This is a genomic window from Pseudoalteromonas sp. 31A1, from assembly GCF_011378815.1.
Lineage (GTDB): Bacteria > Pseudomonadota > Gammaproteobacteria > Enterobacterales > Alteromonadaceae > Pseudoalteromonas > Pseudoalteromonas arctica.
Genome location: NZ_WTKY01000023.1, coordinates 1 through 26,831, shown reverse-complemented (window position 1 = coordinate 26,831; position 26,831 = coordinate 1). Strand labels below are relative to the sequence as shown.

General features: G+C 39.0%; 25 protein-coding genes. 22 read left to right on the top strand and 3 right to left on the bottom strand.

Annotated features, from left to right (window positions below; genetic code table 11):
* Positions 1-11: 11 nt before the first annotated feature.
* The gene (dnaN, locus tag GQR52_RS17500) at positions 12-1,115 is read right to left on the bottom strand and encodes a DNA polymerase III subunit beta (protein ID WP_024599960.1); all 1,104 of its coding nucleotides are present in this window, start codon (positions 1,113-1,115) and stop codon (positions 12-14) included.
* A 13-nt stretch (positions 1,116-1,128) separates the two neighbouring features.
* Positions 1,129-2,517, bottom strand: a complete 1,389-nt coding sequence (dnaA, locus tag GQR52_RS17495; protein ID WP_010555148.1) for a chromosomal replication initiator protein DnaA — start codon at positions 2,515-2,517, stop codon at positions 1,129-1,131.
* A 518-nt stretch (positions 2,518-3,035) separates the two neighbouring features.
* Between dnaA and rpmH the strand changes: the two genes are divergently transcribed.
* The 20 genes from rpmH (at position 3,036) to glmU (ending at position 22,142) form a co-directional block, all read left to right on the top strand.
* Positions 3,036-3,170 (top strand): 50S ribosomal protein L34, encoded by a 135-nt coding sequence (rpmH, locus tag GQR52_RS17490; protein WP_004335215.1) that lies wholly within the window; start codon positions 3,036-3,038, stop codon positions 3,168-3,170.
* A 7-nt stretch (positions 3,171-3,177) separates the two neighbouring features.
* Positions 3,178-3,600 (top strand): ribonuclease P protein component, encoded by a 423-nt coding sequence (rnpA, locus tag GQR52_RS17485; protein WP_007377653.1) that lies wholly within the window; start codon positions 3,178-3,180, stop codon positions 3,598-3,600.
* Positions 3,601-3,729: 129 nt separating this feature from the next.
* Positions 3,730-4,005, top strand: a complete 276-nt coding sequence (gene yidD, locus GQR52_RS17480; protein ID WP_165729274.1) for a membrane protein insertion efficiency factor YidD — start codon at positions 3,730-3,732, stop codon at positions 4,003-4,005.
* A gap of 8 nt (positions 4,006-4,013) precedes the next feature.
* The gene (gene yidC / locus GQR52_RS17475; protein WP_165729273.1) at positions 4,014-5,651 is read left to right on the top strand and encodes a membrane protein insertase YidC; all 1,638 of its coding nucleotides are present in this window, start codon (positions 4,014-4,016) and stop codon (positions 5,649-5,651) included.
* Between the two features lie 135 nt (positions 5,652-5,786).
* Positions 5,787-7,151: a tRNA uridine-5-carboxymethylaminomethyl(34) synthesis GTPase MnmE gene (gene mnmE / locus GQR52_RS17470; RefSeq protein ID WP_165729271.1), complete on the top strand. Its 1,365-nt coding sequence runs from the start codon at positions 5,787-5,789 to the stop codon at positions 7,149-7,151.
* A 1,105-nt stretch (positions 7,152-8,256) separates the two neighbouring features.
* Positions 8,257-8,706: an FMN-binding protein MioC gene (mioC, locus tag GQR52_RS17465; RefSeq protein WP_024591277.1), complete on the top strand. Its 450-nt coding sequence runs from the start codon at positions 8,257-8,259 to the stop codon at positions 8,704-8,706.
* A 428-nt stretch (positions 8,707-9,134) separates the two neighbouring features.
* The gene (gene mnmG, locus GQR52_RS17460) at positions 9,135-11,024 is read left to right on the top strand and encodes a tRNA uridine-5-carboxymethylaminomethyl(34) synthesis enzyme MnmG (protein ID WP_010555145.1); all 1,890 of its coding nucleotides are present in this window, start codon (positions 9,135-9,137) and stop codon (positions 11,022-11,024) included.
* 15 nt (positions 11,025-11,039) lie between these two features.
* Positions 11,040-11,660: a 16S rRNA (guanine(527)-N(7))-methyltransferase RsmG gene (gene rsmG / locus GQR52_RS17455; protein ID WP_165729269.1), complete on the top strand. Its 621-nt coding sequence runs from the start codon at positions 11,040-11,042 to the stop codon at positions 11,658-11,660.
* Between the two features lie 14 nt (positions 11,661-11,674).
* Positions 11,675-12,460 carry a ParA family protein gene (locus GQR52_RS17450; RefSeq protein WP_004335235.1) on the top strand — a complete coding sequence of 262 codons (786 nt, stop codon included), beginning with the start codon at positions 11,675-11,677 and terminating at the stop codon, positions 12,458-12,460.
* A gap of 20 nt (positions 12,461-12,480) precedes the next feature.
* Positions 12,481-13,404 carry a ParB/RepB/Spo0J family partition protein gene (locus tag GQR52_RS17445; RefSeq protein WP_165729267.1) on the top strand — a complete coding sequence of 308 codons (924 nt, stop codon included), beginning with the start codon at positions 12,481-12,483 and terminating at the stop codon, positions 13,402-13,404.
* A 142-nt stretch (positions 13,405-13,546) separates the two neighbouring features.
* Positions 13,547-13,927, top strand: coding sequence for an ATP synthase subunit I (locus tag GQR52_RS17440; RefSeq protein WP_165729265.1), 381 nt, complete (start codon positions 13,547-13,549; stop codon positions 13,925-13,927).
* Between the two features lie 15 nt (positions 13,928-13,942).
* On the top strand, positions 13,943-14,800 hold the full coding sequence (gene atpB / locus GQR52_RS17435) for a F0F1 ATP synthase subunit A (protein ID WP_010555143.1): 858 nt from the start codon (positions 13,943-13,945) through the stop codon (positions 14,798-14,800).
* Positions 14,801-14,861: 61 nt separating this feature from the next.
* The gene (gene atpE / locus GQR52_RS17430) at positions 14,862-15,104 is read left to right on the top strand and encodes a F0F1 ATP synthase subunit C (RefSeq protein WP_007585980.1); all 243 of its coding nucleotides are present in this window, start codon (positions 14,862-14,864) and stop codon (positions 15,102-15,104) included.
* 41 nt (positions 15,105-15,145) lie between these two features.
* Positions 15,146-15,616, top strand: a complete 471-nt coding sequence (gene atpF, locus GQR52_RS17425; protein ID WP_004335264.1) for a F0F1 ATP synthase subunit B — start codon at positions 15,146-15,148, stop codon at positions 15,614-15,616.
* 16 nt (positions 15,617-15,632) lie between these two features.
* The gene (atpH, locus tag GQR52_RS17420) at positions 15,633-16,166 is read left to right on the top strand and encodes a F0F1 ATP synthase subunit delta (RefSeq protein ID WP_007585978.1); all 534 of its coding nucleotides are present in this window, start codon (positions 15,633-15,635) and stop codon (positions 16,164-16,166) included.
* Positions 16,167-16,180: 14 nt separating this feature from the next.
* Positions 16,181-17,722 carry a F0F1 ATP synthase subunit alpha gene (atpA, locus tag GQR52_RS17415; RefSeq protein WP_007585976.1) on the top strand — a complete coding sequence of 514 codons (1,542 nt, stop codon included), beginning with the start codon at positions 16,181-16,183 and terminating at the stop codon, positions 17,720-17,722.
* Between the two features lie 60 nt (positions 17,723-17,782).
* Complete coding sequence (gene atpG, locus GQR52_RS17410; RefSeq protein WP_007585974.1) at positions 17,783-18,643, top strand: F0F1 ATP synthase subunit gamma; 861 nt, start codon at positions 17,783-17,785, stop codon at positions 18,641-18,643.
* A 33-nt stretch (positions 18,644-18,676) separates the two neighbouring features.
* The gene (atpD, locus tag GQR52_RS17405) at positions 18,677-20,062 is read left to right on the top strand and encodes a F0F1 ATP synthase subunit beta (protein WP_007585971.1); all 1,386 of its coding nucleotides are present in this window, start codon (positions 18,677-18,679) and stop codon (positions 20,060-20,062) included.
* A 13-nt stretch (positions 20,063-20,075) separates the two neighbouring features.
* The gene (locus tag GQR52_RS17400) at positions 20,076-20,498 is read left to right on the top strand and encodes a F0F1 ATP synthase subunit epsilon (protein WP_165729264.1); all 423 of its coding nucleotides are present in this window, start codon (positions 20,076-20,078) and stop codon (positions 20,496-20,498) included.
* A 285-nt stretch (positions 20,499-20,783) separates the two neighbouring features.
* A complete protein-coding gene (gene glmU, locus GQR52_RS17395; protein WP_165729263.1) occupies positions 20,784-22,142 on the top strand; it encodes a bifunctional UDP-N-acetylglucosamine diphosphorylase/glucosamine-1-phosphate N-acetyltransferase GlmU in 1,359 nt (452 codons plus the stop codon).
* Positions 22,143-22,169: 27 nt separating this feature from the next.
* Here the strand turns inward: glmU and GQR52_RS17390 are convergent, their stop codons facing one another.
* Positions 22,170-23,012 (bottom strand): LytTR family DNA-binding domain-containing protein, encoded by an 843-nt coding sequence (locus GQR52_RS17390; protein ID WP_165729262.1) that lies wholly within the window; start codon positions 23,010-23,012, stop codon positions 22,170-22,172.
* A gap of 144 nt (positions 23,013-23,156) precedes the next feature.
* Here GQR52_RS17390 and GQR52_RS17385 point away from each other — a divergent pair, with 144 nt between their 5' ends.
* Positions 23,157-24,386: an acyltransferase family protein gene (locus GQR52_RS17385; RefSeq protein WP_165729261.1), complete on the top strand. Its 1,230-nt coding sequence runs from the start codon at positions 23,157-23,159 to the stop codon at positions 24,384-24,386.
* Between the two features lie 83 nt (positions 24,387-24,469).
* Positions 24,470-26,263 carry a choice-of-anchor I family protein gene (locus GQR52_RS17380; RefSeq protein ID WP_165729260.1) on the top strand — a complete coding sequence of 598 codons (1,794 nt, stop codon included), beginning with the start codon at positions 24,470-24,472 and terminating at the stop codon, positions 26,261-26,263.
* Positions 26,264-26,831 lie beyond the last annotated feature (568 nt).

Here is a 26,831-nt window from a genome sequence, read left to right as displayed (position 1 = left end):
TATTTATAGTCTTATAAACGCATAGGCATAACAACGTACATTGCTTCTTCATCGCCTGCACCTTCAATTAATGCACTGCTATTTGAGTCAGCTAATGTAAATAGTACGTCTTCTGTTTTTAGAGTGTTAAGTACGTCTAATACGTAAGACACGTTAAACCCTATTTCTAGGTCTGCGCCTTCGTAACTTACTTCAACAACTTCTTCAGCTTGTTCTTGCTCTGGGTTGTTGGCCGTAATTTTTAATAAGCCGTTTGATAAGTTTAAGCGTACACCACGAAACTTTTCATTCGATAAAATAGACACACGTTGAAACGCATTTCGTAACCATTCTCGGTTAGCTGTAATTACTTTGTCGCCACCACGTGGTAATACACGACGGTAATCTGGAAAACGTCCATCAACTAGTTTACTTGTAAATGTAAACTCAAGATCGATAATACGAATATGGTTGGCACCAAACTGAATTGTTACCAATTCGTCATCTGCTACCATAAGGCGCATAATTTCTTGCACACCTTTGCGAGGTATAATTAATTGGCGTTGAGTATTAAGCGATTGCGTTAATTGCTTTTGCGCTATAGCTAAACGGTGACCATCTGTTGCTACTGTTTTTATATCGGTATTATCTACTTCAAACGACATACCATTTAAGTAATAACGTACATCTTGATTTGCCATAGAAAAATGCGTGCTTTCGAGTAACTTACGTAACTCTAAACGAGTAAGTTGAAATTCAACTTCTCCGTCCCACTCTTCTAAATTAGGAAAATCATCAGCCGATAAAGTCGTTAATGAAAAACGGCTTTTACCACTGGTCAAAAGTAATTGATGCTCTTGCAAGCTTAAAGTAATGTCCGAACCGTCTGGTAGACTTTTACAAATATCGAGTAACTTTTTAGCGGGTAACGTTAGTTTTGTATCGGCAATATCATCACCTACAAATACGCCAGAAACTAATTCAATTTCAAGGTCAGTACCCGTCATTGAAAGTTGTCCGTTTTCTACCACTAACAAAACGTTAGATAAAATTGGCAACGTGTGTTTGCGCTCTATTGCGCCAGACACTTGCACCAATGGCTTTAAAAATTGTTGTCTTGATATTGTTATTTGCATAATAAAGTCAGCCCTAAGATGACAATGTTCTTATTAAGTTTTGGTAATCTTCTTTAATTTCGTGGCTTTCGTCACGTAGTGATTTTATCTTACGACATGCATGTAATACGGTCGTATGATCGCGTCCACCAAATGCGTCACCAATCTCAGGTAAGCTGTGATTAGTTAATTCTTTAGATAATGCCATAGCTACTTGGCGCGGCCTCGCTATAGAGCGGCTGCGGCGCTTAGATAACAGATCTGATATACGAATTCGATAGTACTCAGCAACGGTGCGCTGAATATTGTCTATGGTAACCAGTTTATCTTGCAAGGCAAGTAAATCGCGTAGCGCTTCTTTTACAAAATCAATAGAAATTGGACGACCCGTAAAGTTAGCATTAGCAATTACACGGTTAAGTGCACCTTCTAATTCACGTACGTTCGAACGTAATTTTTTGGCAATAAAAAAGGCAACTTCGTGTGGTAAGTTAATCTTACTTTGCTGGGCTTTTTTCATCAAAATAGCAACGCGCGTTTCAAGCTCTGGTGGCTCTATCGCAATTGTTAATCCCCAACCAAAACGTGATTTAAGCCTATCTTCAACGCCTTCAATCTCTTTAGGGTAACGGTCAGAGGTTAAAATAATTTGTTGGTTACCTTCGAGCAATGCATTAAAGGTATGAAAAAATTCTTCTTGTGAACGCTCTTTGTTAGCAAAAAATTGAATATCATCAATCATTAATGCATCAACACTGCGGTAATAACGCTTAAATTCTTCTATCGCATTATTTTGAAGTGCCTTTACCATGTCTTGAACAAAGCGTTCTGAATGCATGTAAACAATTTTAGCATCTGGCTTATTTGCCATAATGCCATTACCTACCGCATGTAATAAGTGAGTTTTACCTAAACCTGTGCCACCGTATATAAATACAGGGTTAAAAGCAGAGCCAGGATTGTCGGCAACCTGTGTGGCCGCAGCTTTTGCTAATTGGTTTGATTTACCTTCAACAAAGCTATCAAAAGTATAGTTTTCTTTAATGTTAGATTTGTAACCTGACTTAGGTGCAGGTTCAACAACTGGCTTTTGCTCGCGAGGCTGTTGTTTTGCTGAAGCGTGTGCACTTGGTGCCGATTGAGTTTCTATAACCGGTGCAGCTTGTGCATTTAATAAAGGTTTACTACCTACATCAAAACGTAGTTTTGGGGCTTCAACACCACAAATTTCTACTAGTAATTCGTTAATTCTATTTAGGTACTTTTCTCTCACCCAATCAAGCACAAAGCGATTAGGTGCATAAATCGTCAAGGTATCTTCGGTACTTTCTGCTTGTAGCGGTCTTACCCACATACTGAATTGCTGCGAAGGCAGCTCATCTTGCAATACATATAAACAACTTTGCCAAACCGACAGATACACAGTTAAACTCCCAGAGATATAATTTTTATTCCCGCACATCATTAATGATTATAAATCATACATTTATTGCGTTCAAATGGTCCAATAAGCGACCCAAGACCGCGTATTATGAAGGCACTTTATCCACAAGTAAAAGATTGATTTTTGTAAAATTGTTGATATCGATGTATAAAATCATTAACAAACTGATTTAAAACAGTTTTTATTTTAGATCCTGAGAGGAGATCATAACAAAATAACACCAAGATCGCGAACCAAATTTACGATCCAATTTACTTTTCCCCCGCTTTTATTCACTTTTTATACAGGGGCTGTGGAAAACTTCTTATTTATGATGATCCTAACCGATCGCCTTATATGATCTCTTATATAGTAGTAGGTGGGTTATATACCCTTAACGTAATTATGATTGACTTTACATTACTTACTCTATAATATCTCGCGCTCGCAATGGCACCTATGCCAGGATCGCGACCTGTATAGGATGTTTTAACTTTAACCGATCGGATGAGATTGTTATGAAAAGAACTTTTCAACCTAGCGTTTTAAAACGCAAACGTGCACACGGCTTCCGTGCTCGCATGGCAACTGTAAATGGCCGTAAAGTATTAGCACGTCGCCGCGCTAAAGGCCGCAAAGTTCTTTCTGCTTAATTTATAAGTGGAAGACTTTAGCTTTGGCAGGGAGTTACGTCTGTTAACTCCCTCGCATTACTCTCGCATATTTAATGAACCCGCTCGGGCTGCAACTCCTTTCTTTACTCTATTAGCTAAACCAAATGACCAAGATAAACCTCGGTTAGGTCTTACTGTTGCTAAAAAACGTGTAAAAAAGGCATGCCAACGAAACCGTATTAAACGTCTTGCTCGCGAAAGTTTTCGTTTAAATCAACACAGCATCGATAATATTGATATTGTGCTTATGGTTAAAAATGGTATTGATGAACAGTCTAATGAAGAAATAACCAAACAACTTACTAAATTATGGCGAAAAATTAACGAACGCTGTAAACCAGGTGCACCTAAACCGCCACCTTTTAAGAAACGCCCAAACAAATCAGCTAAATCTAATAAACAAACCTAATTGCAATAGAATTGCAGGGTTAATTAATGTATCTTTAGCTCACCTTTTAATCATGCATTTAAATTTTCTAATTGAGTCTTTAAATACATGATATCTATCTCACTAAACTTAAGTAGGGGCATAAACATCATGAGGTTACTTAAACCACTTGTTGCTTTACCGAGGTTTTGTTTAGTGTTATTTATCCGCGGTTATCAAAAGTGGATTAGCCCGCTGTTAGGTCCGCATTGTCGTTTTAATCCAAGCTGCTCACATTATGCAATTCAAGCAATTAATTTGCATGGATTTATAAAAGGTAGTTGGTTAGCTTTAAAACGCATATTAAAATGCCATCCTTTACATTCAGGTGGAGAAGACCCCGTCCCTGAAAAATTAACCCATATTAACCACCAACACGAGAAATAAGAGCTGTTATGGAATCGCAACGCACGTTTTTATTAATTGGCCTAATGCTAGTGTCGTTTTTATTGTTCCAAGAATGGGATAATGATTACAACAAGCCTAAAGTCGATCCAAGTGCCACAACACAAACACTACAAGCAAATTCACCAGAGTCGGATGATTATATCCCTTCATCGTCAGATTCAGGTTTACCCGCTTCAGCAACTTTAGCTAAACGTTCTGTAATTAATATCACTACTGACGTTTTTAAAGTTAAAATTGACACCAAAGGCGGTGATATTGTTGAAGCAGATCTTCTTCAGTATGAAGATACCAAAGGTAGCGACACACCTTATATGCTTCTTGGTGAGCTTATTGAAGGTAGACAATACTTTTCACAAAGTGGCTTAATTGGCTTAAATGGCCCTGATGCATCAGCTAATGGTCGCCCTACTTATAGTACCGAACAAAAAACATATACCTTAACGGGTGATGAGCTTCGCGTTCCACTTCAGTTTACTGATAGTAATGGTGTTAACTTTACTAAGACGTACGTATTCAAAAAAGGTCAATATGATGTTGGTTTAGAATACAAAGTTAACAATACAACAAGCACACCACTTCAAGTACAGCTATACACGCAAATTAAGCGTACCGTACAAGAAAAAGGCAGCATGGTTGATCAAAACTATTTAGGTGCTGCATACGGTACTGATGAAGAACCTTACGAAAAGTATAGTTTTTCAGATATGGCTGACAAAAACCTAAATAAAAGTACACAAGGTGGTTATGTTGCCTTTATTCAGCATTACTTTGTAAGTGCTTGGGTTCCAATGCAAGATCAATCAAATACAATTTATAGCTTAATTACAAAAAGTAATGCCGCTATTATTGGTGCTAAAGACCCTGCTGTAAATATTCAAGCTGGTAGTGAGCAAATACTAACTGCTACTTATTATATGGGCCCGAAAGAGTCAGATATTCTTGAAGCTATTCACCCAGACCTAGACCTAACTGTAGATTACGGTTGGTTATGGTTTATTTCGCAACCTTTATTTGTATTGCTAAAATGGCTACACAGCATTTTAGGTAACTGGGGTGTAGCAATTATTGCCATCACTATTATCGTAAAATCGTTAATGTACCCACTTACTAAAGCGCAATACACTTCAATGGCAAAAATGCGTGCCCTACAGCCTAAAATGGCAGCCCTTAAAGAAAAGTTTGGTGATGACCGTCAAAAGTTCGGCCAAGCAACAATGGAAATGTACAAAAAAGAAAAAGTTAACCCAATGGGTGGCTGTTTCCCTATTTTGCTACAAATGCCAATTTTCTTAGCCTTGTTCTACGTATTCTTAGAGTCTACTGAACTTCGCCATGCTGAATTCATTTTTTGGTTAACTGACCTTTCTGCACAAGACCCGTACTACGTACTACCAATATTATTTGGTGCGAGTATGTTTGTGACGCAAAAGCTACAACCTATGACGGTTACTGATCCAATGCAGCAAAAAATGATGACCTTTATGCCGGTTATCTTCTCTGTATTCTTCTTATGGTTCCCATCTGGTTTAGTTCTTTACTGGTTAGTGTCTAACCTTATTTCTATTGTCCAGATGTTAATCATCTACCGTGGCATGGAAAAGAAAGGAATTAAAGTAAGAGGCTAACTAAGCTCCTACTTATATAAAGGCGACTTCGGTCGCCTTTTTTATTGCCTGTTTTTCACCACAGCTATTCGCTACAAATAAATCGATAGGTTACAATACGGGCATAAAGTTACTCATCGTTGGCAAATTAATAGCATGATCAATCAAGATACAATTGCAGCACAAGCAACAGCACCTGGACGTGGTGGTGTTGGTATTATTCGCGTTTCAGGTAGCCTTGCTAAAAGTGTCGCCGAAAAAGTAGTAGGTAAAATACCTAAAGTTCGCTACGCCGATTATGTGCCATTTAAAAGCCTTGCTGGCGAGCAACTTGATCAAGGTATTGCCATTTACTTTGCAGGTCCTAACTCATTTACTGGTGAAGACGTACTTGAATTACAAGGCCACGGCGGTCCTGTAGTACTGGATATGTTACTTAAAGAAATTAGTAAAATAGAGGGCGTTCGTTTAGCAAAGCCTGGTGAGTTCTCAGAGCGCGCATTTATGAATGACAAGCTTGATTTAACACAAGCAGAAGCCATCGCCGACTTAATTAATGCTACCAGCGAGCAAGCCGCTAAAAGCGCCCTACAGTCTCTCCAAGGTGAATTTTCTAAACACATAGAAACACTCGTAGAAAAAGTAATTCACTTACGTATGTATGTAGAAGCGGCAATAGATTTTCCTGATGAAGAAATTGATTTTTTATCCGATGGTAAAGTGTCAGGAGACTTAGACGCGATTATTACTCAGCTTAACACTGTAACCAACCAAGCGAAGCAAGGCAGCATCATGCGCGAAGGTATGCGTGTTGTTATTGCAGGTCGCCCTAATGCGGGTAAATCAAGCCTGCTTAACGCCCTAGCCGGTCGTGAAGCCGCAATCGTAACAGAAATAGCCGGTACCACTCGCGACGTACTAAGAGAGCATATACATATAGATGGTATGCCACTGCATATTATAGATACAGCAGGCCTACGCGAAAGCCCAGACAGAGTAGAACAAATAGGTATTGAGCGTGCATGGGATGAAATAAACCAAGCCGACCGCGTTTTATTTATGCTTGATGGCACTGATACTATAGATACTGACCCGCACAAAATTTGGCCTGAATTTATGGCAAAATTACCAGAAGGTATGGGGGTTACGGTCATCAGAAATAAAGCTGATTTATCGGGCGACATAGTCGGAATGGAGCAAGAGCAACAATACCCGGTAATCAGCTTAAGTGCTAAAAATGCTGACGGTATTGAACTTGTTCGCGAGCATTTAAAAGCGTGTATAGGCTTTCAAGGCGCAACAGAAGGTGGCTTTATGGCGCGCCGTCGTCATTTAGATGCACTAGAAAGTGCTGCGTATCATTTAGAAACGGGTAAAACACAATTAGAAATGCACATTGCTGGTGAAATACTCGCTGAAGAACTGCGTTTAACACAACAGCATTTAAATGAAATTACAGGTGAATTTACCTCAGACGACCTACTTGGCAAAATATTTAGCTCGTTTTGTATTGGTAAATAAACACCCTATTACAGATATATTTTTATTATAAGAGCACTTAGGTGCTCTTTTTTTATGTAAAATATTCAGCTGTAAAATATATATTTATACACCTGATGCCTGCAAATTACTGCCAATAAAATCATATCCAAAACTACCTTTGTTACGTGCTAAGAGAGGTCAGATTATATAGAGTAGGCAATACTGAGAGTGCTTATTGGGGGAATTAATAGCACAAATTACACCTATTATTAAGACTAAAACCAATGCCTTTTCAAACAACCGCGCGCTTTAATAGCGTTATATGTCATACAAAAAGTAGTTATAAATGGCTTCCTTATACTTACTTTAGCTCACAAAAATGCACTAAAACACACCTCATACACGCAAAAGATGATGCTATTCGCTCAATTAAAGAGCTAAAAAACACTGATTAGTACTCTAAAAAGCTTACTTTTGACAACATATAATTTGATGATCACTGTGATTTTTAAATAAAATAACTCAACTGCTAAGTATTCAAAACTTTTGATCTGCTTACTCCACCAGCAAAATTAATAAAAATAGCAGCTCTAAATTCGCATAAAATTAAAAATACCGAGATCACTTATCCACAATACCTAATTTTCAGCTCAAATAAATACCAAAACTAGGTAAATCAGCTGCAAAAACCTCATGATCAATTGTAATTTATCTATTTATGAACTTATTTTTAATTAATTTCATTAGATCTGCTTTATTAGATCATTTTTAAAAATTATTTTCGATCTAAATTTAAGGTTATCAACAGGCTTTATATCCACATTATGATCAACATGTATTTTTAATTGAGATATTTACAATTTAATTCCTTACTGACAAGTAATATCAATAACTTAGCGAATATAAAACAACCTAAAAAACAGTTTAAGCAGAGCTTTCCCCACTGTTATCAACAACTTGATCAGAAGATTACATTTAAAGATAATTTGTTAAACACTATATTATCAACAACTTAAAGACACAATTTTGAATGAGTGTAAAATTACCGCAAAAATAGTTATACAAAAAAGCACTCTTAACTTTACTGTTACCCTCACTCAGTTATCATAGGCGGCAATTAAAACCAATGTGATCACTAATATTCATGAGTTCAGTAAATCTTATTGTCGGCAGCCAAATGGGATCAGCCGAGTATGTTGCAGAGCAATTAAGCGACGCGCTTAATAACCTTGGTATTACTACGCAACTACATGATCAACCTGAATTTAGCGATATTGATCAGCAAAATACCATTTGGTTAATCTGCACATCAACTTATGGTGCAGGTGATTACCCTGAAAATCTTATTAGTTTTGTTGAAGATGTAACTCAAGCAGATGATTTATCTGAATTAAAATATTCAGTAATCGCTTTAGGCGACACTAGTTATGACACTTATAACCTAGCAGGACGTAATATAGATGCCTTATTAACTCAAAAAGGCGCTATAAAAGTAGCAGAACGTTTAGAGCTTAATATTCTCGATGAAGCACTACCAGAAGACACTGCATTAACATGGTTAGACTCTTGGATAGCTCAAACAGGCATAAAATAGATAGATCAAGTAAAAAGTTATATATAAAGTTACCCACAATTTACTAATAATTTAATAGGTTTTGTGGATAAAGATTGAATAAACTGCGTTTTAAAGCATGCTTATCCATTGGATAAGATCCAACTGATTCAACCCTGTGTATAAAGTGCCTTTTTGATCAGAGCTTATTTGCTGGATGATCCGATCATATTAACACCTTTAGATCTGATCTAATTTCATGTTTTAAATGAAGATCTAAACCTTATCAACAGAAAAGTCGATCAGTAGTAGTAATAGTAATAAAAGATCTCTTTAAAAGATCCTTTATATTATTAGAGATCACATACTTAGATCTTGCCCTTTGTTTAATCATTTATCTTCTGCCAATTTCTAGGTAGAATACGCTCCCTTTTGAAGTTTACCGGTTTGATTTAAGTAGGATCCCATTAATGATTTTTCACGAAAATTTTGACGTTATCGTAGTAGGTGGTGGACATGCTGGCACTGAAGCCGCATTAGCAGCTGCCCGTATGGGGATGAATACCCTGCTACTGACTCACAATATGGATACCCTTGGTCAAATGTCTTGCAACCCAGCAATTGGTGGGATTGGCAAAGGTCATTTGGTAAAAGAGATCGACGCTCTTGGTGGTGCAATGGCACAGGCCATTGATAAAGGCGGGATCCAATTTCGTACACTAAATTCTTCAAAAGGACCTGCTGTTCGTGCTACTCGAGCACAAGCAGATCGCGCTTTGTACAAAGCGGCTATTCAAACAACATTACAAAACCAAGATAACCTTAAGATTTTTCAACAATCATGTGATGATCTTATTGTTGAAAACGATCGTGTTACTGGCGTAGTAACTCAAATGGGTTTACGTTTTAGTGCACCAAGTGTTGTTTTAACCGTGGGTACTTTTTTAGGCGGCTTAATTCATATTGGTTTAGAAAATTATAAAGGCGGTCGTGCAGGCGATCCTCCTTCAATCGCTTTAGCTGATCGCTTACGTGAACATCCATTTAGAGTTGATCGTTTAAAAACAGGTACACCTCCACGTATTGATGCACGTACTGTTGATTTTACAAAAATGGAAGCACAGCCAGGTGATACACCAACTCCTGTGTTTTCGTTTATGGGTAAACAATCAGATCACCCACAACAGATACCGTGTTACATAACTTACACAAACGAAAAAACACATGATGTTATTCGTAAAAACTTACATCGCTCACCTATGTACTCAGGTGTTATTGAAGGTATTGGTCCACGATACTGCCCTTCAATTGAAGATAAAATTGTTCGTTTTGCAGATAAAGATAAACATCAAATATTTGTTGAGCCTGAAGGTTTAACATCATACGAATTATACCCAAATGGTATTTCGACTAGTTTACCGTTTGATGTACAACTTGAAATTGTGCAATCGATTACAGGTTTTGAAAATGCACATATTTGTCGACCTGGTTACGCAATTGAATATGATTACTTTGATCCACGTGATTTAAAACAATCTTTAGAAACTAAATTTATTGAAGGTTTATTTTTTGCGGGTCAAATTAACGGTACTACCGGCTATGAAGAAGCGGGTGCACAAGGCTTAATTGCAGGGATGAATGCTGCACTAAAAGTACAAGGCAAAGATTCTTGGACACCACGTCGTGATGAAGCTTACGTTGGTGTATTAATCGACGACTTAGCAACACTGGGTACAAAAGAACCATACCGCATGTTTACCAGTCGTGCCGAATACCGTTTATTACTTCGTGAAGATAATGCTGATATTCGTTTAACTGAAAAAGGCCGTGAACTAGGTTTAGTTAATGACGAACGCTGGCAGGCATTTAACGAAAAAATGGAAGTAATCGAAAAAGAGAAGCAACGCATTAAAGATACGTGGATTCATAAAGATCACGCCGTTGTAGAACAAGTAAATGCATTACTGAAAACACCGCTTACACGTGAAGCAAGTTTAGAAGAATTACTTCGTCGCCCAGAGATTCGTTATAACGATCTTATGGCTATAGAAGGATTAGGATCTGAATTTACAAACAAAGCGGCACTTGAACAAGTTGAGATCCATACTAAGTACGCAGGTTATATTGCGCGTCAACAAGATGAGATCAACAAACAGCTTCGTCATGAGCAAACAATTTTACCAAAAGAGTTTGATTATAAAACCGTATCTGGTTTGTCAAATGAGGTAGTTGCCAAGCTTATTGAGTCGCGTCCTGACACTATTGGTCAAGCATCGCGTATTTCTGGTATCACCCCAGCGGCGATTTCGCTATTATTAGTGTATCTGAAGAAGCAAGGCTTATTACGCAAATCCGCGTAACGGTAAGGGTACATAGTGTTACAGCAACAATTAACTACATTGTTAACGCAAACTGATATTGCGCTAACAGAAAAACAACAGCAACAGCTAGTTCGTTACGTCGAGTTATTGAATAAGTGGAATAAGGCTTATAACTTAACCTCAGTACGCTTACCTGAAGAAATGATGATTAAGCATATTATGGATAGCTTAGTTGTTGCGCCTCACTTACCCGGTCATCATTATATTGATGTTGGAACGGGTCCTGGATTACCGGGTATCGTATTAGCAATTGCATTACCTAATACACATTTTGTGTTATTAGATAGCTTAGGTAAACGTGTACGATTTTTAATGCATGTTAAACATGAGCTTGGTCTTGATAATGTAACCCCGGTTCAGTCAAGAGTTGAAGAATATCAACCAAGTGTTAAATTAGACGGCGTACTAAGTCGTGCTTTTGCTTCATTACAAGATATGGTTGACTGGTGTTCGCACTTAATCGATCATTCGGGTAAATTTATAGCACTTAAAGGCGTGTTCCCTAGCGAAGAGCTAGAGTCACTACCTGCAGGCGTTAAGTTTGAGCAAAAAATTGCATTAGAAGTACCTAATTTAGATGCACAACGACATTTAATTATTCTTTCTAAAGACTAGGGATCAGAGACACCGTGGCAAAAGTCATCGCATTAGCAAATCAAAAAGGTGGAGTGGGTAAAACTACAACCGCTGTTAACCTCGCTGCGTCTATGGCTGCAACGAAACGTAAAGTGCTGTTAATTGATCTCGATCCGCAAGGTAATGCGACTATGGGTAGTGGCGTAGATAAATATGGCGACGTGCCAACTATTTACGACCTACTTATTGAAGATAAACCTATAGAAGACGTTATCATTAAAGAAACGTCTGGTGAATACCATATGATTGCTGCAAACGGTGATGTAACCGCTGCAGAAGTTAAATTGATGGAATTATTTGCCCGTGAAGTGCGTTTACGTAATGCACTTGAAAAAATTCAGGACCAGTACGAATTTATTTTTATTGACTGTCCGCCCTCTCTAAATATGTTAACTGTTAACGCAATGGCCGCAGCTGATTCTATTTTAGTGCCAATGCAGTGTGAGTATTATGCACTAGAAGGGTTAACCGCATTAATGGATACGATTACGCAACTTGCTAAGTTAGTGAATCCTAGCTTACAAATTGAAGGTATACTTCGTACTATGTACGACCCGCGTAACCGTTTGGCAAATGATGTATCAGAACAATTAAAACAACATTTTGGCGATAAGGTATACCGTACGGTGATCCCGCGTAATGTTCGTTTAGCGGAGGCACCTAGTTTTGGTACTCCTGCTATGTACTATGACCGGGCATCAAGTGGTGCTAAAGCATATTTAGCACTCGCTGGTGAAATGTTACGCAGAAAAGAAAAAACAGCGTCCGTTGTCGCCTAACTTTGAGGTAAAAAAATAACATGTCTGCTAAAAAACGAGGTTTAGGCCGAGGACTCGATGCACTTTTAAGTTCGTCAAAGCCTGCACCAAGCCCAAGCAAGGAACAAGACACATCAAACGTTTCTGAGGCTGTGCAAAATGCTGCGGCTAATAATAGTGAATTACAAAAACTCCCAATAGAGTTTTTACACTCGGGTAAATACCAACCTCGTAAAGACATGTCTGAAGAGGCGTTAGAAGAGCTTGCTAGTTCTATTCGCTCACAAGGTATTATTCAACCCATTGTTGTGCGCCCTATTGCACACAATAGCTTCGAAATTATTGCTGGTGAGCGTCGTTGGCGCGCTGCGCAAATAGCTAAGCTTGAAACAGTGCCTTGTATTATTAAAGATGTACCTGATGAAGCTGCCGTTGCGATTGCACTGATAGAAAATATTCAGCGTGAAGATTTAAATGCTATGGAAGAAGCGGTTGCACTTAATCGTTTACTTATAGAATTTGAACTAACACATCAGCAAGTAGCCGATGCCGTTGGTAAATCACGTACAACAGTAACTAATTTACTGCGTTTAAATAATTTAAATAACGATGTAAAAATTCTGTTAGAACATGGCGATATCGAAATGGGCCATGCTCGTTGTCTGTTAGCTCTTGAAGGTGAAGCGCAGTCAGATGCTGCTCGTTTAGCGGTTGCTAAAGCACTAACCGTTCGAGAAACTGAAAAGCTCGTACGTTCTATCTTAGAGCCTGTACCTGCTAAAGAAGTAACCGAAAAAGATCCTGATGTTAAGCAGTTAGAGCAACAACTCGCTGAAAACCTAGGTGCCAAAGTTGAGATTAACTACAATAAAAAAGGCAAAGGTAAGCTTGTTATTTCTTATACTAATTTAGATGAACTTGACGGCATTTTAAATCGTATCAATCACGACAATACCCACCATTAATTTATTACATGTCTGAAAAGGGACATTTGTAGCTATTTCGTGTTACAAAGCGTCTACTCAAGTTGCAAAACTGGCAGGATTAAGTATAATTTCGCCAGTTTTCACACCCTAACAATTAGAACGCAATAAAGGTTAACTAAACGTGACTGACAAGTTAGCAAGTCCATATCGACTTGCCGTATTAAAGTTAATTTGCCTTCAGGGTGTTGTAGCATTAGTTGCTGCTGTAATTATTTTTTTTAGTTCGGGAGTCAATGCAGGGCTTTCATCACTTGTTGGTGGAGCTGTAGCAGTACTTCCGCACTTTGTATTTGCGCTTTATGCATTCAGATATATGGGTGCAAGCCGAGCAAATCAAGCGTATGCCTCGTTGAAACGCGGCAACGGATTAAAGTTTATGCTAACAATCGTATTGTTTGCGCTAGTACTGAAGCATTTTCCGGTAATTTTATTACCCTTTTTTAGTACTTATATACTGGCGCTCTTTACTGGATTGTTCGCACCCGTTTTTTTTAAACATTAACTTTTGGGATATAACATGGCAGCAGAAGAAGTTACTCTATCTGGCCATATCCAGCACCATTTGACCAATGCTAAGATGTGTTCGACCGATACAGGTCTCGCCTTCAATAAAGCATGTACGGACAGTGGATTCTGGACATGGCATATAGATACCCTTGCATGGTCTATCGGTTTAGGTCTTATATTTTTATGGATCTTTCGTAGTGCCGCTAAAAAATCAACACTAGGTGTACCTGGGAAATTTCAGTGTTTTATTGAAATAATCGTAGAATTCGTTGGTGACAACGTACGCGATACTTTCCATGGTAAAAGCAAGCTTATTGCACCATTAGCCTTAACGATTTTCGTTTGGGTGTTCTTAATGAACTTAATGGATTTAATACCAGTTGATTTCATTCCAGCACTTGCAGGTTTCGTTGGTGAGACTGCATTTGGTATGGATTCACACGATGTGTACATGAAAATTGTACCAACGACTGACATTAATATGACTTCAGCGCTAGCGCTGGGTGTATTTATACTAATGGTTGGCTTTTCAATCAAAATAAAAGGTATTGGCGGGTTTATTAAAGAGTTAACGCTTCATCCGTTCAGCTCAAATAACATGTTTGTTCAAATTATTTTGATACCATTTAACTTATTACTTGAACTGATTGCACTCGTTTCTAAACCGTTTTCATTAGCACTACGTTTGTTTGGTAACTTATATGCTGGTGAGTTGATTTTCATCTTGATCGGCGCTATCGGTTTTATGCAACTACCGTTGCACTTTGTTTGGGCTGTATTCCATATTCTAGTTATTACATTACAAGCATTCTTATTCATGATGCTTACGATTGTATACCTAAGCATGGCAAGTTCAGATAATCACTAATTTTTAGATTTACAATTTTACTTTTACTTTTAACTTTACAATTGAAACTTTGGAGAAATAAATGGAAGCTTTAGAATTATTAACAGGCTTAAAATACATCGCAGTAGCTTTACTAATCGGTTTTGGTGCAATCGGCACAGCAATCGGTTTTGGTAACATGGGCGGTAAATTCCTTGAAGCATGTGCGCGTCAACCTGAGCTTGCACCTTCGCTACAAGTTAAAATGTTTATCCTTGCTGGTCTAATCGATGCTGTAGCAATGATTGGTGTTGGTATCGCTATGGTATTGTTGTTCGTACTTTAATTTTATTCTTTGAACAGCTTACTATTTAAGGAGGAGCGGTTGTGAATTTAAACGCCACTCTTATCGGTGAATTGATTGCGTTTACGGTGTTCGTATTATTTTGTATGAAATACGTATGGCCACCACTAAACGGTGCAATTGAAGCTCGCCAGAAAAAAATCGAAGATGGTTTAGCTGCCTCTGATAGAGCCGAAAAAGACTTAGAACTTGCGCAAAAGAAAGCTGCTGAACAGCTTAAAGATGCAAAAGCTCAAGCGGCTGATATCATTGATCAAGCTAAAAAGCGTGCAGTGCTAATTGTTGACGAAGAAACACTTCGTGGTCAACAAGAGCGTGAAAGTATCATTGCTCAAGGGCACTCTGAAGTTGAGTCTGAACGTAATCGCATAACAGAAGAACTACGTAAGCAAGTAGCAACTCTGGCAGTGATTGGCGCAGAACGTATTTTAGAGCGTGAAATTAATCAAGCCGCACATAGTGACATCGTTGAAAAACTTGTCGCTGAGCTGTAATTAGGAGGGTATGAGCATGTCTAATTTGACTACTATCGCTCGCCCATACGCTAAAGCGGCTTTTGAACTTGCCGTTGAGAAAGGCACTCTAGAAAGCTGGAATGATATGTTGTTCTTTGCAGGCCATGTAGCCAGCAATGAGCAAGCATCGTCTGTTTTAGCGAGTATGCCTACAGCTACTGCACAAGCTGAATTATTTATTCAACTTTGTGCTGAGCAGCTCAACGAACAAGGTCAGAACCTAGTTAAGGTGATGGCTGAAAATGGACGTTTGACAGCTCTACCTGAAGTTGCACAGTTATTTGCTGAATTTAAAGCAGAATACGATAAAGAAATCGAAGTAGATGTGATTTCTGCAACTCCTCTTGTTGCTGCGCAACAAGAGTCATTGGTAGCGGCACTTGAAAAACGTTTCGCACGCAAAGTTAAGCTGAATTGTAGTGAAGACGCGTCAGTGGTTGGTGGACTTATTATTAGGTCTGGCGACACTGTAATCGACGGTACTATTCGCGGTAAATTAAACCGCTTAGCTACAACACTACAATCGTAATTGGGAAAAAGAGCATGCAACTTAATTCCACTGAAATTTCAGATCTGATCAAACAACGTATTGAGAAGTTCGAAGTTGTAAGTGAAGCTCGTAACGAAGGTACTATTGTATCTGTTACTGACGGTATCATCCGCATCCACGGTCTTGCTGACTGTATGCAAGGTGAAATGATTGAGCTTCCTGGCAGCCGTTATGCTATCGCACTAAACCTTGAGCGCGACTCAATTGGTGCAGTAGTAATGGGTCCGTACGCTGACCTTACTGAAGGCGTAAAAGTATATACAACTGGTCGTATTTTAGAAGTTCCTGTTGGTCCTGGTTTACTTGGTCGTGTTGTAAACACACTAGGTGCTCCAATCGATGGTAAAGGCGCTCTAGATAACGACGGGTTTGAACCTGTAGAAAAAATTGCACCAGGTGTAATCGAGCGTAAATCTGTAGATGAGCCAGTTCAAACTGGTTATAAATCTATTGATGCGATGATTCCAGTTGGTCGTGGTCAACGTGAACTTATCATTGGGGATCGCCAAACAGGTAAAACTGCACTAGCAATCGATGCAATCATCAATCAAAAAGACACAGGCGTTAAGTGTGTGTACGTTGCGATTGGTCAAAAAGCATCTACTATTGCAAACGTAGTTCGTAAATTAGAAGAGCATGGTGCACTAGCAAATACTATCGTAGTTGTTGCATCTGCTTCTGAATCTGCGGCACTTCAGTACTTAGCACCGTTCGCGGGCTGTACTATGGGTGAATACTTCCGTGACCGTGGTGAAAACGCATTAATCGTATATGATGATTTGTCTAAGCAAGCAGTTGCTTACCGTCAAATTTCATTACTACTTAAGCGTCCACCAGGCCGTGAAGCATACCCAGGTGACGTATTCTACCTTCACTCTCGTCTTTTAGAACGTGCATCGCGTGTAAACGCAGATTACGTTGAAAAGTTCACTAATGGTGAAGTGAAAGGTAAAACTGGTTCATTGACGGCATTGCCAATCATTGAAACTCAAGGCGGCGACGTTTCTGCGTTCGTACCGACTAACGTTATCTCTATCACCGATGGTCAGATCTTCTTAGAAACTGACTTATTCAACTCAGGTATCCGTCCGGCAGTAAATGCTGGTATCTCGGTATCGCGTGTTGGTGGTGCTGCACAAACTAAAATCGTTAAGAAACTAGGTGGCGGTATTCGTCTAGCCCTAGCTCAGTACCGTGAATTAGCTGCGTTTTCGCAGTTCGCGTCTGACCTTGATGATGCAACTCGTGCTCAACTTGAGCATGGTGAGCGTGTAACAGAGCTAATGAAGCAGAAACAGTACGCGCCAATGTCTGTTGCTGATATGTCTTTGTCGTTATTTGCTGCTGAAAAAGGCTTCCTTCAAGACATCGAAATCGCGAAAATCGGTGACTTTGAAGCAGCTTTACTTTCGTATGCAAATAGCACATACGCAGAGCTTGTGGCTCAAATCAATGAAACTGGTAACTTGAATGCCGAGATCGAAGCGCAGCTTAAAGAACTTCTAACGAAGTTCAAGTCTACGCAAACTTGGTAATTTAGTTATTAATGGTGCGCTTTAGGAAACTAAAGCACACCTTGATTCGGAGAGAGAGTCATGGCCAGCGGAAAAGAGATTAAAAGCAAGATCGGGAGTATTAAAAATACTCAAAAGATCACTAGCGCAATGGAAATGGTTGCTGCGTCTAAAATGAAAAGGGCGCAAGAACGCGTTGCTTCAAGCCGTCCATACGCTGACAAATTACGTGAAGTAATTGGTCGTGTTGCTCAAGCAAATCTTGATTTTACTCACCCGTTCTTAAAAGATCGTGAAGTGAAACGAGTTGGTTATATTGTTATCTCTACAGACCGTGGTCTGTGTGGCGGTCTAAACTCAAACGAGTTTAAGAAAGTTGCACTTGATGTTAAAGCGTGGAAAGAAAAAGGTGTTGATGCTGAATTTGCTACTTTAGGTAGTAAAGCAGCTGGCTTCTTTCAACGTTTTGGTGGTCAACTACTCGCTAAAAAAGCGGGCCTAGGAGATAAACCTTCAGTACAAGACGTTATTGGTCCTGTAAAAGTTATGCTTGATGCATTTTCTGAAGGCAAAATAGACCGTTTATTCTTGGTATATAACAAATTCGTTAATACCATGAGGCAAGAGCCAATTATAGATCAGTTACTCCCTTTGCCAAAAGCTGAAGAAGAAGTATCTGCTCACACATGGGATTACTTATACGAGCCAAATCCAGAGGCTATTTTAGAGTCTTTGTTAGTACGCTTTATTGAGTCTCAAGCATACCAAGGTGTGGTAGAAAATGCTGCCTCTGAACAGGCTGCTCGTATGGTTGCAATGAAAGCTGCAACTGATAACGCAGGTGACCTTATGGACGAGCTACAGCTTGTTTATAACAAGGCTCGCCAAGCAGCGATCACACAAGAAATTAGTGAGATTTGTTCTGGCTCAGCAGCAGTTTAATGCTTCGGGTAAAGATTAACGAGAGGAATAGACATGAGTTTAGGTAAGGTCGTCCAAATTATCGGCGCCGTTGTGGATATTGAATTTCCACAAGATAGCGTGCCAGCGGTATACCACGCACTAAGAGTAACAGATGGCGATTTAGCTGGTTTGACTCTAGAAGTTCAACAGCAGCTAGGTGGCGGTGTAGTGCGTACTATCGCTATGGGTACTACTGATGGTTTACGTCGTAGTGCTTTAGTTATGAATACAGGTGAATCGATTCAAGTTCCAGTTGGTAAAGCAACACTTGGTCGTATCATGAACGTACTTGGTGAGCCAATCGATGAAGCGGGTCCAATCGGCGAAGAAGACCGTATGTCTATTCACCGTGCAGCACCTTCATACGAAGAGCAATCAAGTTCAGTTGAACTTTTAGAAACTGGTATCAAGGTTATCGACCTTGTATGTCCGTTTGCTAAAGGTGGTAAAGTTGGTTTATTCGGTGGTGCCGGTGTTGGTAAAACTGTAAACATGATGGAACTTATCCGTAACATCGCAATCGAGCACAGCGGCTACTCAGTATTCGCAGGTGTTGGTGAGCGTACACGTGAGGGTAACGATTTCTACCATGAGATGAACGATTCAAACGTACTTGATAAAGTATCGCTTGTATACGGTCAGATGAACGAGCCTCCAGGTAACCGTTTACGCGTAGCGTTAACAGGTCTTACTATGGCTGAAAAGTTCCGTGATGAAGGTCGCGATGTACTTTTCTTCGTAGATAACATCTACCGTTATACTCTTGCTGGTACAGAAGTATCTGCACTACTTGGTCGTATGCCATCAGCGGTAGGTTACCAGCCTACACTTGCTGAAGAAATGGGTGTGCTTCAAGAGCGTATCGCTTCTACTAAGACGGGTTCAATTACATCAATCCAAGCGGTATACGTACCTGCGGATGATTTAACGGATCCATCTCCAGCAACTACCTTTGCTCACTTAGACGCAACAGTAGTACTTTCACGTGATATCGCATCACTTGGTATTTACCCAGCGGTAGACCCACTTGATTCATCTTCACGTCAACTTGACCCACAAGTAATTGGTCAAGAGCACTACGATACAGCACGTGGCGTTCAAACAGTTCTTCAGCGTTATAAAGAACTTAAAGACATCATTGCAATCCTAGGTATGGACGAGCTTTCTGACGAAGATAAGCAACTTGTATCTCGTGCACGTAAAATCCAACGTTTCCTATCTCAGCCATTCTTCGTGGCAGAGGTGTTTACAGGCGCGTCTGGTAAATACGTATCACTAAAAGATACAATTTCTGGCTTTAAAGGCATCTTAAACGGTGAATTTGATGATATGCCAGAGCAAGCGTTCTACATGGTTGGCTCTATCGAAGAAGCTCAAGAAAAAGCCAAAGGCATGTAACTAGGAGGGTAGTATGACAGCTATGACTGTACATCTTGACGTAGTAAGCGCTGAGCAGAGTTTGTTCTCTGGTCTTGTTGAATCGATTCAAGTATCTGGTAGTGAAGGCGAGCTGGGTGTAAACCTAGGCCATGCTCCACTACTAACTGCCCTTAAACCTGGTATGGTACGTTTAGTTAAGCAATTTGGTCACGAAGATGTGATATATGTTGCTGGCGGTACATTAGAAGTTCAACCAAATCACATCACGATTCTTGCAGATACTGCGGTTCGTGGTGAAGATTTAGATGAAGATTCTGTACAAAAAGCTAAACGTGAAGCTGAAGAACATATGGCGAATTCGTCAGCTGTTGAGTTTGATTATCAGCAAGCGGCTACGCGACTGGCAGAAGCAGTTGCTCAGTTACGCGTAATTCAGCAATTACGTTACAAGTAAGCCTACCCGGTTTGTAAAAAGCCCACTTTAAGTGGGCTTTTTTGTGCCTGTTACTTTTGTATTTACACTAAATACCTTAGTCCGATTATTATCTACACTTTTACACTTATATCCTGCCGGAATCCTCGCTACAATAACGTCATCCAATTAAGTGTGTTTTTTCAGTCAAGATTCAGTACTAATAAACTAACCTACTGAGTATTTGCACAAGAAGTGATTTACGTAATCTTCTGATCAAACATAAGACTTATTTAGCTAAAACAACGAAAAAAGGAAATTGTTTTAATGGCTCTAACAACTATTATTCTTGCTGCGGGTAAAGGTACTCGTATGCGCTCTGCTTTACCTAAAGTTTTGCACAAAGTTGCAGGTAAACCAATGGTGCAGCACGTTATTGATAATGCGATGGCATTAGGTGCAACGACTACAAACCTAGTTTACGGACACGGCGGCGAACTATTACAACAACAACTTGCCGATAACAATGTAAATTGGGTACTTCAAGCTGAACAACTTGGTACTGGCCACGCAGTAGCGCAAGCCAACTCTCATGTTAATGATGAAGACACGGTATTAATTTTATACGGTGATGTACCACTAACAAAACAATCAACACTAGATCGTTTATTAGCCGCAACACCTAAAAATGGTTTAGCTGTATTAACGGTAAATTTGGTAAACCCAAATGGCTATGGTCGAATGCTTCGTGCCGGTGGTAAGTTAGTCGGTATTGTTGAGCAAAAAGATTCAAGCCCAGAGCAGTTACTTATTAACGAAGTAAATACAGGCATTATGGCTGTTAACGGTAAGCTATTAAAAACATGGTTAGGTAACTTATCTAACAATAATGCACAAGGCGAGTACTACTTAACAGATATCGTTGCAATGGCTCACAGTGAAGGCGTAGAAATCAATTCAGCTCAGCCAGACCATGCAATGGAAGTTGAGGGCGCAAATAACCGCGTACAACTTGCAGGCTTAGAGCGCGCTTACCAAGCATGGCAAGCAGAAGAGTTAATGTTAAATGGCGCAACACTTGCTGATCCTGCGCGTATTGATGTGCGAGGAACAGTTACCACCGGTGAAGATGTACTTATCGACGTAAACGTTATTTTTGAAGGCACAGTCACGCTTGGTAACAACGTACAAATTGGCCCTAACTGTGTCCTTAAAAATTGTAGTATTGGTGATAACGTTATTATTAAAGCTAATACGCTGATTGAAGATGCCACAGTTGCAGATAAGTGTACGCTTGGTCCTTATGCTCGCCTTCGCCCAGGCGCTGTAATGGAAGAAGACTCACACATTGGTAACTTTGTTGAGATGAAAAAAACCCGACTAGGTAAAGGCTCTAAAGCCAACCACTTAAGTTATTTAGGTGATGCTGAAATTGGCGAAAAAGTGAATATTGGCGCTGGCACTATTACCTGTAACTACGATGGTGTTAACAAAGCAAAAACTATTATTGGCGATAATGCCTTTATTGGTTCTAATTCATCACTCGTTGCTCCAGTAAATATAGGTGCAACTGCAACAATTGGTGCAGGCTCTGTGATCACCAGTACCGTTGAAGATGATCAATTAGCAATAGCACGCTCTAAACAGCGTAATTTAACGGGTTGGAAACGCCCAGTTAAAAAATAACAATAGAGGCTACTTAGGTAGCCTTTTTTATTTTAGCTGAAGTTTAAATTGCTCTTTATAGCGTCTAGACAAGTTAAGTACTTTACCTGTAGTTAATTTTATTTCACTGTCGCCACTGGGTAGTGGTGTAATGGACTCCACTTTATCGAGTTTTACGCCATGGCTGCGGTGAATTCTACAAAACCCCTGCACTTCAAGTTGTTTACTTAATGCTGTAAGCGTTGCCCTTAACGGATATATACGTGAGCCTATATGTAGGTTTACATAATTACCCGATGATTCAAGCCAATCAACATCCTCTATTTTTATAATGAATTCTTTTCCGAGCTTTTTAACTAATAGGCGGTTTATGGTCGATGTTGTTTGCTGCTCACTTTCTTCAATTGAAGAGGCTTCACCTAGTAACTGCTGCACCACATATTGATATACTTTGATAAGTACGATGAAAAACACAAAGCTTATAGCGTCTTTCTGGTATTCATAAATAAGCTCAAACCAGCTAAGTCCAAAGTTGTAAGACCCATCATTCAACAAATATATGAATTTACGAACCCCTACCATAATACCAACGTGTAACACGCTAAATATAATAGAGACACCAAAGTACATACCTAATGAGGCCGTAATATTTTGCCAATTAAAAGATAAGTGTCTTAAAAACCAAATTAAAATAGGGAATATAAGCAAAGTACTCAAGGCACTTGAATACTCCCAAACAAATGGCTCCCACATTAAAAAAGTTAAAGCCCCTTCTCTTTGGGCTTCCATTATTTGGGTTGTAGCGTTTACTGTATTATTAATTAATACGTAAGCACACAGTAATACTGATGCGTAAATGCTTTGAAAACGTTGAAAGTGCTGTAGGTTCATAAATGTATGCTTATTGCTGACGTGGCACGCTTATCCCTGTATACCACCTTTTATCACTATTGCTTGTAATATAAGCACTTATAGATAGTTTTAGCGAGAGCTTTAGGTATGAATAACGCATAACATACATAAAGTAGTAAAAGCATGAGCACTCAAGTACAACAACCTTCATTAGTTAATTCGCGTAAATATTATCTTGATTGGCTTAGGGTAATCGCATTTGCGTCGCTAATTTTTTATCACATTGGCATGTTGTATAGCGAAAACTGGGGGTTTCATTTTAAGAGTAATTATACATCACAGTATGTTGAATATTTAATGTTGGTGTTTTCACCTTGGCGCATGTTGCTCATTTGGTTTATATCGGGCGTAGCACTGCGTTTTATGATTGATAAAGTAAGCAGCTTTAAGTCTTGGTTACATTTCACCTTATACCGCTCTATTTTTTTACTATTACCCTTGCTGGTGGGGTTATGGTTAATAGTGCCTTTACAGCTGTTTGCAGAAATGTCACAGCAAGGTGTTATTGATATTAGCTATTGGCAATTTTATTTAGCTTTTATAGAGACTAACAATACGCTTTTTATTAATTATCAGTCTGGAGTGTGGCCGAATGTGGATGTAAATCACTTATGGTATTTGCGCTCGTTGTGGCAATTTATGCTGATCATTATTGTTTTAACTCTTTTTGCACGCTTGCCCTTTATTGCGCCTTTAAAAACATTTGCTAAGGGGGGTATGTCATTTGGGCTTTTAATTACCTTGCTCACTATTGCCGTACTATTTACAAGCCATTACTTAACTGGCGATTCAATCAGAGAGACTAACGGCTTAATACTGTTACTCGCAGGATACATACTTGCTAAAAACACTTACTTTTGGAACTGCTTAAATAAAAACTTGGTATTACTGGCTTTGAGTTTTACGGTTTTGTTTGTACTTATAATATTAAGTTATCAGAAGGTGTTTACTCTTCCTCATTTTATTTTAAGCGCTAGCTACAATATTCAACGTGTTGTAGGTATATTTTTTGTACTTGCGCTCGCTCGTCGATTTTTAAATTTTAATACTTACTATTTAAAACAGCTCAATGTATGGGTGTTTCCCTTTTATTTATTGCATCAAAGCATTTTGATTGTTTTGTGTTTTTTACTACAGCCTTTAAGTTTAGGGCCTGTTGCTGAACCATTCATCATTATTACAGGGACTTGGTCTTTTTGCGGTGTTATTACATGGGGTATTACACGTATTGATGTACTTAGACCTTTGCTAGGGGTTGCAATTAAACGAAATTATTCCCCGACTGTAAAAACGATTGGCTATACGGCCGCTTTAATTTTAATAACTCCGCTAGCGTATAAGCTAATTACTTAGGCTGAGGGGCTGTATTAAAACTGCCATAATCTTGTCATGCCTGTGTGTTGATATTTAGCAAATACAATACTAAGGAAAATTACATGTTTAAAAAATCAATTATTGCGCTGTCACTTATATCTGTTCTTACTGGTTGCTCACTTGATGGTGACGATGGTCAAAACGGCTCTCAAGGATTACAGGGAGAACAAGGCACAGGTGGGACTAATGGGTTAAATGGTATAAATGCCAATTCAGCATTAAATATTAACCTTGTGGGTAGAGGTGTATTAAATGCACAAAGCCCAGAAGGTGCAGCTGAAATAGTTGCATATCAAGCATCTAAAAAATGGATTTACGCTATTAACAGTTCAGGTGATGACGCTGTTGTTAATATTTTACCCGCCGACACCTTTGATACTGCCGCACTCGTTAAAGATAACGAAGGGGTTATAAACGGCACAAATTTAACATCCGTTATTACGTTGCCTTTAAACGAGTTCACCCAAGGCGATGCAAACAGCATTGCTATTGATGAAAATAACAATCTACTTGCAGTGGCAATGGCTGCTGAAAGCACGGGTGATACAGGTCAAATTGCTTTTTACGATATAAGCGGCGACTCACCTGTATTTATTAAAAATGTTACAGTCGGATTTTTACCAGACATGGTGACGTTCACCCATGATGGCGCAAAAGCAGTGGTTGCTAACGAAGGTGAACCAAGTGATGACTACAGCGTAGATCCTGAAGGTTCTATTAGTATTATCGATATAACAAATAATGTAATAGCCGATACAGCAATAAATATTGATTTTAAAGCCTATAACAACAAACAAACCGAACTAGAAGCGCAAGGGGTAGTTTTTGCAAACCCAAATGGTCGTACTATTAACGGTAATCTAATAAATACCACCGTAGCTATGGATTTAGAGCCCGAGTACGTTAGCATTTCTAAAGATAACAAATATGCTTATGTATCTATTCAAGAAAACAATGCACTTGCAATAGTTAACCTACAAGACAACAGTCTTGAGCTAAAGGGCTTAGGCTTTAAAGATTGGTCAAGCTTACAACTTGATGCCTCAGATAAAGACGGCGGCGTGAATTTTAAATCATACCCAGGGCTCTATGGTATGTACCAGCCCGACACTATCTCAAGCTTTAGTTGGAAAGGCGCTAACTTTATAGTCACTGCCAACGAAGGTGACGCAAGAGAATACTTTTTTGATACAACGGATGAAGCAGACTGTATAGCAAAGGGCGGACTTGATTACGATAAAGACGATGGCTGCTTAGCTTATATAGATGAAAGCCGCGTTGAAGACTTAACGCTTGCTACTAATTTTGATTACTTAAATAATGACGATGATGATATTGGTCGCTTAAAAGTAACAACAATAAAAGGCGATACCAATAACGACGGACAATACGAATCGCTTTACGGCTATGGCGCACGTTCTTTTACTATTTGGGATAGCAATGGGCTGGTGGTTTTTGATTCAGGTGACGATATAGCACGTATAACAGCATCTGTGCATGGTGAATCATTTAACAATAATGAAGATGAAAACAAAGGTGACTCACGTTCAGATGATAAAGGCGCAGAGCCTGAAGCGCTGACTATTGGTAAAATTGACGATCGTACATTTGCTTTTGTTGGATTAGAACGTATGGGCGGTATTATGGTTTACGACATTACTAATCCATACAATGTGCAATTTGAAGACTACTTCTATAATAGAGGCTTAATTAAAGGAGCGAATATTACAGGCGATTTAGCACCTGAAGGAATGGTATTCGTTTCAGCAGAGCAAAGTGCAACAGGAAATCCACTCTTAATTGTTGGAAATGAAATATCAGGCTCTATTGCCGTATGGGAAATAGCATCTAAATAAATCTTTAATTTTAAATAAAGCTGTGTGTTGTTTGTTTAACATACAGCTTAGTTTAAACCTTACTAATACATCATCAATTGATACATAAATTATGAGTATTTTTTAAACTAAAAGTATCCTGCAGCCCTTTATTTGTATAGCTTTCATACTAAATTCATTTAATTGTCAAAAAGCTGAAATAAAACATTGACCCCCGCTCGAATCTCCCTATAATGCGACCCCACTGAGACGGGAAACGCCAACGCATAGCGAGACACGAACTACTCAGAGAGTTAAGTAAAACTTCGGTTTTAAATTTTCCAAAAAGAAAGTTTAAAACTAAGTGTTGACTCGAAAAATAAAGGGTGTATTATTCGGATCCCTTGAGACGCTAAAACGACTCAAAACGTTCTTTAACAATATAAAGCAATCATCTGTGTGGGCACTCGTACAGATTGAGTTCTAACAGCTAAACTACTTAGGTAGCGAGGCAAACAAATTTAGAGTCTCAATTGAAAACTGAGTGACCAACAGAATAGTTATTTCGGTAATTATTCGGCACAGTCAATTCAATATCGAAAGATATTAA